The following is an 8,845-nucleotide window of genomic DNA, read 5'->3' as shown; positions in this document are numbered from 1 at the left end:
GCATGGTGCCGGGCCCTCGCGCGTCGCTGGTCCTACGGCCTGCGACCGGACGTCACGGGGTCGGGTTCCCGCCGCCCCCGCCACTGTTCCCGCCGCCGTTCCCGCCGCCGGGCGGGCCGCTCGAGATCACCAGGTCGACCGGCGTCCCCTCGGCGATCGCGGTGTCCTTCGGCGGGTTGGAGGAGATGACCTGCCCCTTGGGGACGGTGGCCGACTCCTTCTCGGTGGTCTTTCCCAGGTTCAGCTGGCGGCCACCGAGTGCCTCTTCGGCCTCCTCGCGTGTCAGGCCCTCCATGTCCGGCACGTTCGTCATCTCCGGACCCGTCGGGACGGGGGCCTTGGCGATGGTCAGCGTGACCTTCTGGCCCTGCTTGCCCGGGCCTGCGCCCGGGTTCTGCTTGATGACCGTGCCGGCCGTCTTGGTGCTCTCCTCCTCGATGATCGCGTAGCTGAGGTCGATGTCGTCGAGAGCCTTCTCCGCGTCGGCCTGAGGAAGACCGACCAGGTCCGGGATGTTGACGAGGCCGCTCGAGATGAAGATCTTGACCGACGAACCGGCCGGGGCGCTCGCGTTGGCAGCCGGGTCGGTCCGGGTGACGAGCCCCTTCTTCACGGTGCCGTTGTCCTCCTGGTCGATCGTCGGGTCGACCGCGAGACCGGCGCCCTCGATCTCGGCACGGGCCTGCTCCTGGGAGAGACCCGCGACGTTCGGGACGATCACGGCGTCCGGGCCCGCCGAGAAGTACACCGTGACCTCGGTGCCCTCCTTCACGGACTCGCCGCTCTGGGGGTTCGAGCTGACGAAGGTGTCCTTGGGAAGATCCGAGTCCTGGTCGATCGCCTTCAGGAACGTCAGCCCCACCGCGTCGAGGGCCTGCTCGGCCTGTTCCGGGGTCGTGGTCGCGCTGAACGTCGGGACGGTCACCGTCTTCGGCTCGGGCGGCTGCTGGTTGAGCAGGATCATGGCGATGATCGCCGCGATCGCGACCGCGCCCACCGCGATGAGCGCCCACATGAGGCCGCGCTTCTTGCCCGACCCCTCGTCCTCCGGGTCGCCCTCGGCGAGGGGCCCGCCCGGCTGGCCCGGGGGGACGGCGGCGGGGACGCCGGTGGTCTCCCACGGGTTCGGCGGGCCCGCGACGGCGGGGCTCATGACCTGCGTCGCGTTCTCGAGGGGACCCTGCACCTGGGTCGCGGCGATGGCTGCTCCGGCGGCGGCAGCCGCTGCGACGCCGAGCGCGGGTGCGGTGATGTGCCCGCCACGGACCGCGTTCTCCAGGTCGTTGCGGAACTCGGCGGCGCTGCTGTAGCGGGCCGTGCGCTCCTTGGCGAGCGCCTTGAGCGTGATGCGGTCGAGGACCTCGGGGACGTCCGGGGCGAGGTCGCTGGGCTTCGCAGGGGCCTCGCGGACGTGCTGGTACGCCACGGCGACCGGGGAGTCGCCGATGAACGGCGGGCGTCCCGTGAGGAGCTCGAAGAGCAGGCAGCCCGTGGAGTACAGGTCGCTGCGGGCGTCGACCGTCTCACCCCGGGCCTGCTCGGGAGAAAGGTACTGCGCGGTGCCGATCACGGCGTGCGTCTGCGTCATGGTCGCCGCGGAGTCCGCGACGGCACGGGCGATGCCGAAGTCCATGACCTTGACGGCACCCGTCGGGGTGATCATCACGTTGGCGGGCTTGATGTCGCGGTGAACGATGCCGGCGTGGTGCGAGTACTCGAGGGCCGACAGCACGCCCGCGGTGATCTCGATCGCCTCGTCGATCGGGACGGCCTGGCCGTCACCGAGGATGTCGCGGACGGTGTGCCCCTCGACGTACTCCATGACGATGAACGGCACGTGCGCCGTCCCGCCGCCGGGCTCGACGTGGGTGTCCTCACCCGTGTCGTAGACCGCGACGATCGCAGGGTGGTTCAGTGCCGCGGCGGCCTGTGCCTCGCGGCGGAACCGGGCCAGGAACGACGGGTCGCGCGCGAGGTCCGAGCGCAGGATCTTGATCGCCACGGTCCGTCCGAGACGGGTGTCGTGGCCGATGTGCACCTCGGCCATCCCGCCTCGGCCGATGAGCTCACCGACCTCGTACCGGCCGGCAAGTACCCGGGGAGCGTTGTCCACCACTTAGGAGTCCTTCGATGTCGTCGGGGCCGAGGACCCAGAAGGGCCCGGCACAGTACTGAGCATCATCCCATCGTCGGACGTCAGGTCCGGGGACGAATGCAACGATCTGGTCACGTTCGGGGCGGAGCCGGCCCCCTCGGAGCGTTCGCCGCCGCCGCTCACGAGGGTCGCGACGAGCACGACCAGCAGGAGCCCGAGGAGGGCGAGGAGCGGCCACGAGAACCCCTTGGCGAATCCACCGATCCGCTGGCCGGTCGTGGTCGACGTCCTGACGGGCGGCGCGTCCTGGGACGCGCGCCGACGCTCGGCGCGGGTGACCCCTGCGGGGGCCGCCCTGCCGGGGCCCCCCTGCACGGTGGCGCGCGACGGCGTCGGGCCTGACTCGGTGCGGCGCGGGCGCGTGGCCGACGCACCACCGTGCATCTCCCGCCGCGGCGGGTACGAGCGCGGTGCGTCCGTGGGCGGGTCCGCCGCCACGGGGGCCGAGGCGCGCTCCCACGGGAGCGCGGTCGGCTCGGCCGGGTCGGGGACGGGAGGTGCGGGAGGAGGGGGCGGCGGAGGCGGGAACGCCTGGCCGTCGAAGACGGGGGTGCTCGGCGGCGCGGCCGGGGCCGCCGTCGCCGACGCCGCCGACGGTGCGGAGAGCGCCGAGCGACCCGAGTAGCCCGACGGAGCCGAGTAGCCGGACGGGGCGGACCGTGCGGAGTCCTGCGACCGCGGGGACGAGATCATGGGCAGCGGGCGCGACCGCAGCTCCTCGGGGATCTCGAGCGGCGTCGGCGAGCTGGGCGGCGGCGCCGCGCCGTGACGGGCCGGTTGCGCGCGGCGAGACCGCCGTGACGGGCCGCCCGCGCGCGCGGTCGCCCCCCACGGGTCGCGGGCGATGGTCTCGACCAGGTCGTCGAGCGTCTGCGCGAGCGCCGACGCCGGCATGGGCCGCGCCTTGGGATCCTTCGCGAGCATCGCGTAGATGAGCGAGGCGAGCGACGGGTGCACGTGCGCAGGCAGCGGCGGCACCTTCTCGTTGACGTGCGCGACCGCGATGTCCACGGGGGTGGACCCCGTGAACGGCCTGTTCCCGGCCACCGACTCGTACGCCACGATCCCCAGCGCGTACACGTCGGAGGCACCCGTCGCGGCCTGCCCGATCGCCTGCTCGGGCGACAGGTACTGGGCCGTGCCCATGACCATGCCCGTCGCCGTCATGGGGATCTGGTTCGCGGCCAGGGAGACGCCGAAGTCGGTGATCTTCACGACCCCGCGAGGCTCGAGCAGGATGTTGCCGGGCTTCACGTCGCGGTGCACCACGCCCGCGACGTGCGCGGCGTGCAGCGCCCGGGCGGTCTGCGCCAGGATCGGCAGGAGCTTGGACGGCATGAGGACGGGCTCGCGCTCCAGGAGGTCGGCCATGGGCTCACCCATGACGAGCTCCATGACCAGGTAGCCCGACTGGTTCTGCTCGCCGTAGTCGTACATCTGGGCGATGTTCGGGTGCGACAGCGCGGCGCTGTTGCGCGCCTCGGTGCGCAGACGCTCCAGGAAGTCCTCGTTGCCCGCGTACTCCTCACGGAGGAGCTTGACGGCTACCTCGCGGCCGAGCGCGCGGTCGTTCGCGACCCACACCTCGCCCATGCCGCCGATCGCGATCCGGCGGACGAGGCGGTAGCGGTCGCCCAGGGCGAGCCCTTCCACGGGCCTCACTTGTTCAACACCGCCTCCATCACTGCCTTCGCGATGGGGGCGGCCACGGCACCGCCGGTCGCCTCGTTGCCGCTGTCGCCGCCGTTCTCGACGATGACGGCCACGGCGACCTGCGGGGCGTCGGCGGGGGCGAAGCCCGTGAACCACGCGTGCGGGGCCTTGTCCTTCTGGTTCTCGGCCGTGCCGGTCTTGCCGGCGACCTGGACGCCGGGGATGCGAGCGGGCTTGCCCGAGCCGTTGTCCACGACCCCGACCATCATCGACGTGAGCTGCTGGGAGACCGTCGGGGAGACCGAGGTCCGCAGGACCGAGGGCTCGGTCTGCTCGACCACGTCGAGGTCCGCGCCCCGGACCGTCTGCACGGTGTAGGGAGTCATCTGCTTGCCGCCGTTGGCGATCGCGGCCGAGACCATGGCCATCTGCAGGGGCGTGACCTTGACCTCGCCCTGACCGATCGACGCGCGGGCGAGCTCCGCGGCGTCGTCGGTGACCTCAGCGGACGGGAAGCGGCTCGGCGTGACCGTCATGGGGACGGCGAGCTCCGTGTCGAAGCCGAAGGCCTCGGCCTGGTCCCGCACGGCCTCGTCGCCGAGCGTGACGCCGAGGTCCGCGAACGCCGTGTTGCACGAGATGCGCAGGGCGTCCGCGAGCGTCTGCTCGCCCGTCGGCGAGCAGCGGGTCCCGCCGAAGTTCTTGAGGGTCTGGGTCGAGTTGGGGTACTGGTACTCGTCCGGGGCGGGGATCACGGTGTCCGGCGTGTACTGCCCGGACTCGAGGGCCGCCGCCGACGTCACGACCTTGAACGTCGAGCCGGGCGGGTAGGTGTTGCCCGCGATGGCGCGGTTGACGAGCGGGTCGCCGTCGGCGTTGATCAGGGACGTGTAGGCCTCGCTCGCCGCCTTGGTGTCGTGGTTCGCGAGGACGTTCGGGTCGTAGGACGGCTTGGAGACCATCGCGAGGATCTTCCCGGTAGACGGCTCGATCGCGACGACCGCACCACGCTGCTCGCCGAGCGCGTCGTACGCCGCCTGCTGGGCCGCGGGGTCGATCGTGAGCTCGACGGACGCGCCCTGGGGCTTCTGGCCGGTGATCATGCCCTGGAGCCGGTCGATCCACAGCGTGCTCGCCTGGCCGTTGAGGAATGCGTTCTCGCTGCGCTCGATCGCGGACGTGCCGTTGACGATCGAGAAGAACCCGGTGACGTGCCCGAACACGGGCCCGTTGGTGTACGAGCGCTGGTAGCCGTACGGGTCGTCGACCGGGGTCGAGAGCGCGACCGACTCCCCCGCGACGACGATCGGCCCCCGGAAGTTCCCGTACTCGCGATACACCTGGCGCTTGTTGCGCGGGTCGTTGTTGAGCGAGTCCGCCTGGACGAACTGGATGTAGGTGGTCGAGACCATGAGCGCCAGGAACATGACGAGCACGACGGTCGCCACGCGGCGCAGGGGGACGTTCACAGGTTCTTCCGCTCGGTGTCGTCGATGATCTCGGTCGCCCCGGTCATCGGGTCGCCACCGTCCTGGGGGCGGTCGGTGCGCACGACCTGCGTGGGCAGGTCCTGGGAGGAGGCGCCACGCGAAGGCCCGACGGCGGCGCTCGCCTCGCCCGCCTCGACGGCCTCCTGGGAGCCCGCGCCCACCGCGACGGGCTGAGGGCCCGTGCTCGGACCGGTCGCCGTCTGCGACGGGGCGACCTGGCCGCGCACCGGCAGGGACGACGGGCGGCGGGCGTTGTCGGAGATCCGGAGCAGCAGGCCGACCACGAGCCAGTTCGCGAGCAGGGACGAACCGCCCTGCGCGACGAACGGCATGGTCAGGCCCGTGAGCGGGATGATGCGGGTGATCCCGCCGATCACGACGAAGAGCTGCCACGCCATGACGAACGCGAGGCCGCCCGCGAGGAGCTTGCCGAACCCGTCACGCACGCCGATCGCGGTCCGCAGGCCGCGCTCGACGAGCACGAGGTACATGACGAGGATCGCGAGCAGACCCGCGAGCCCGAGCTCCTCGCCGAGCGACGTGTAGATGAAGTCCGAGTAGGCGTACGGCACGAGACGCGGATAGCCCTGGCCCCAGCCGGTGCCGGTCAACCCGCCGTTCGCGAGCCCGAACATCCCGCCCACGAGCTGGCCCGAGCCCCCCGGGTCACGGCCGAAGATCTCCGGGGCCAGCGGGTTGAGCCACACGTCGACGCGTGCCTGGACGTGGGGGAACGCCGACGCGGCGACGACGGCACCCACGGCGAACATGCTCAGGCCGATCGCGACCCAGCTGAACCGCTCGGTCGCGATGTACAGCATGGCGACGAAGAGCCCGAAGAACAGGAGCGAGGTACCCAGGTCCCGCTCGAAGATGAGGACCGCGAGCGAGGCGGCCCACACGATGACGAGCGGGCCGAGGTCGCGCAGGCGCGGCAGCTGGAGCCCGAGGACCTTGGGGCCGGCGAGCGCGAGCGTGTCCCGGTTGGTCACGAGGTAGCCGGCGAAGAAGATCGCGAAGGCGATCTTCGCGAACTCGGCGGGCTGGAGCGACATACCTGCGATGTTGACCCAGATGCGGGCGCCGTTGATGTTCCGGCCGATGACCGGGAGCAACGGCAGGACGACGAGCACCAGACCGACGATCATCGCCGTGTACGAGTACTTGCGCAGGGTCCGGTGGTCCTTGAGCAGCCAGACGACGCCGCACGCCGCGACGACGCCGAGCACGGTCCACATCAGCTGCTTCGTGGCGAGGTCCGACGGAGAACCGACGATCGAGCCACCGATGGCGATGCGACCGATCATCGCGAGGCCGATGCCGTTGAGCGCGACCGTGACGGGCAGGATCACCTGGTCGGCGTAGGGCGCCTTGATCCGCAGGACCACGTGCGCTCCCACGGCGAGCGCCACCAGGACCAAGCTGTGGAGGACGAAGTTGTCCGGGAGCTCGTCCATGAGCCCGAACCCGACCGAGGCGTACGCGCCGATGCCGAGAGCGAGCGCGAGCACGAGCAGCCCTGCCTCGGCCCGGCGCGACGGGCGCTTCGTGGAGGCTGCGGTGTGCGGCTCGACCGTGGCCATCAGGGCGCCGCCGGGGGAACCGTGGTGTCCGCGGGCGGGACGGCGGGATCGGCCGGTGCGGCCGGGTCGACGGGCGGGACCGTCTCGGTGTCCGCGGGGGCAGCGGGCTGCTCCGTGGTCTCGGTGTCGGTCCGGGCGTCGGCCACCAGCCGGGCCGCGCGTTCGCGCGCGTCGTCGAGGGACGTCGCGCTGATGGTCTCGCGGAGGCGGTCGACGACGTACGGCGGCAGGTCGTCGACCTTGTCCCCCGTGAGGTCGACCGGGGTCGACAGCGTGAGCGGACCTGCGCTCGTCGGGACGCCGCGGAACACCGCGACCTGACCGTCGGAGACGCCGACGTAGTACTGGTCCTGGGTCCAGCGGTACCCGTACAGGGCGCCGGCACCGATCACGGCCAGGACGACGACGGTGACCACCGGGGCGATCCATCGCCTGGTGCGCTTGGCGGGCCGCACGTCCGAGTCGTCGCCGGCCGGTGCTGCGGTGCCCTCCGTGCCGTCGGCGGGCGCCGGGGAGGTGTCGGCGGACTCCTCGTCCGCGGCGGCCTGCTGCTGGGCCGCGCTCGCCGTGGCGACGAGCGAGGCCGCCCGCGCGGCCGGACCGTCCTGGGCGGACGTCGGGCGGTCGCGGTCGATCGCCGCGGAGCCGACGACGACCGGCGCCGTCGAGGGCCCGGCGCCGTCGGGAAGGGTGTCCAGGTCGACGACGTCGACGACGACGACCGTCACGTTGTCCGTGCTGCCCGCGCGCAGCGCGAGGTGCAGGAGACGCTCGGCGCACTCGTCGGTGTCCTCGACCGAGATCAGCGTCTGCTCGAGCGTCTCGAGGCTCACGAACCCCGAGAGGCCGTCCGAGCAGAGCATCCACCGGTCACCCGGGCGGGCCTCGCGGACCGACATGTCGGGCGTCAGGTCGACGTCGAAGTCGCCGAGGACCCGCATCACGACGTTGCGCTGCGGGTGGTACTCGGCCTCCTCCGGGGTGATGCGACCGGTGTCGACCAGGTGCTGGACGAACGTGTGGTCGGTCGTGACCTGGTTCAGGACGCCGTCGCGCAGCAGGTAGGCGCGCGAGTCACCGAGGTGCGCCATCGCGAGCGTGTTGCCGCTGCGCAGGAGGGCCGTGACGGTGGTGCCCATGCCCGCGAGCTCGGGCGTCTGCTCGCTGCGCTCGACCAGGTCGAGGCGGGCGTTGTCGATCGACGACTCCAGGAGGCCGAGGGCCTCGTCCGGCCCGTGCGACTCGCCGTCGAGCGGGGCGAGGGCGGCCACGGCGAGGGACGACGCGACGTCGCCTCCGGCGTGCCCACCCATCCCGTCGGCCACGACGACGAGGTGCGGACCCGCGTAGCCCGAGTCCTGGTTGTTCGACCGGACCAGGCCCACGTCGGAGAGGGCGGCGTACTTCAGCGCGATGTTCATGCCGGGCGCTACCGCTGCAGCTCGACGATGCTCTGACCGACCCGCACGCCCACACCCGGTGGCAGGGCTTCGATACCGGTGATGCGTCGATCGTTGATGTACGTGCCGTTCGTCGAGCCGAGGTCCTCCACGTACCAGGTCCCACCCTGGGGGAAGATCCGGGCGTGCCGGGACGACGAGTAGTCGTCGTCGAGGACGAGGGTGCAGCTGGGAGCACGCCCCAGCAGGATCGAGGAGGCCGAGAGCGGGACGGTGGTGCCGCGCAGCGGGCCGGCGGTCACGACGAGCCGTGTCGGCCCGGTCGGCGCAGGGGCCGCGGGCGCGGGACCCGAAGGAGCAGCTCCGCGCGACGGTGCGGAACCGCGCGACGGGGTGGCACCCGTGGTGGGGTGCGTCTCCTGGGCGCCCCGGCCCTTGCGCGCCGTGATCTTGGTGCCGTACAGGTCGCGTCGCAGCACACCGATCGCGGCGAACACGAACACCCACAGGAGGACCAGGAATCCCAGCCGCAGCAGGGTGAACGTCAGCTCGGTCATGCGGAGG

At 72.1% G+C, this 8,845-nt stretch carries 6 protein-coding genes; all 6 read right to left on the bottom strand.

From position 1 onward, the window contains the following. Positions 1–52: 52 nt before the first annotated feature. Genes pknB through ACFRCR_RS03015 form a run of 6 tightly spaced genes read right to left on the bottom strand, consistent with a single transcriptional unit; the run spans position 53 to position 8,838 of the window. Positions 53–2,116 carry a Stk1 family PASTA domain-containing Ser/Thr kinase gene (pknB, locus tag ACFRCR_RS03040; RefSeq protein ID WP_377675479.1) on the bottom strand — a complete coding sequence of 688 codons (2,064 nt, stop codon included), beginning with the start codon at positions 2,114–2,116 and terminating at the stop codon, positions 53–55. Beyond that, on the bottom strand, positions 2,117–3,808 hold the full coding sequence (locus tag ACFRCR_RS03035) for a serine/threonine-protein kinase (RefSeq protein WP_377675478.1): 1,692 nt from the start codon (positions 3,806–3,808) through the stop codon (positions 2,117–2,119). Positions 3,809–3,813: 5 nt separating this feature from the next. Continuing rightward, a complete protein-coding gene (locus tag ACFRCR_RS03030) occupies positions 3,814–5,277 on the bottom strand; it encodes a peptidoglycan D,D-transpeptidase FtsI family protein (protein ID WP_377675476.1) in 1,464 nt (487 codons plus the stop codon). Then, positions 5,274–6,881: an FtsW/RodA/SpoVE family cell cycle protein gene (locus ACFRCR_RS03025; RefSeq protein WP_377675474.1), complete on the bottom strand. Its 1,608-nt coding sequence runs from the start codon at positions 6,879–6,881 to the stop codon at positions 5,274–5,276. The genes ACFRCR_RS03030 and ACFRCR_RS03025 overlap by 4 nt, the downstream gene beginning before the upstream one ends. Continuing rightward, a complete protein-coding gene (locus ACFRCR_RS03020; RefSeq protein WP_377675472.1) occupies positions 6,881–8,302 on the bottom strand; it encodes a PP2C family protein-serine/threonine phosphatase in 1,422 nt (473 codons plus the stop codon). The genes ACFRCR_RS03025 and ACFRCR_RS03020 overlap by 1 nt, the downstream gene beginning before the upstream one ends. 8 nt (positions 8,303–8,310) lie before the next feature. After that, the gene (locus ACFRCR_RS03015; RefSeq protein ID WP_377675470.1) at positions 8,311–8,838 is read right to left on the bottom strand and encodes an FHA domain-containing protein; all 528 of its coding nucleotides are present in this window, start codon (positions 8,836–8,838) and stop codon (positions 8,311–8,313) included. Between the last annotated feature and the right edge of the window lie 7 nt (positions 8,839–8,845).

Origin of the sequence: Oerskovia sp. NPDC056781, from assembly GCF_042789955.1 — a bacterium.
GTDB lineage: Bacteria > Actinomycetota > Actinomycetes > Actinomycetales > Cellulomonadaceae > Oerskovia > Oerskovia rustica.
This window is presented reverse-complemented; position numbering and strand designations above follow the sequence as displayed.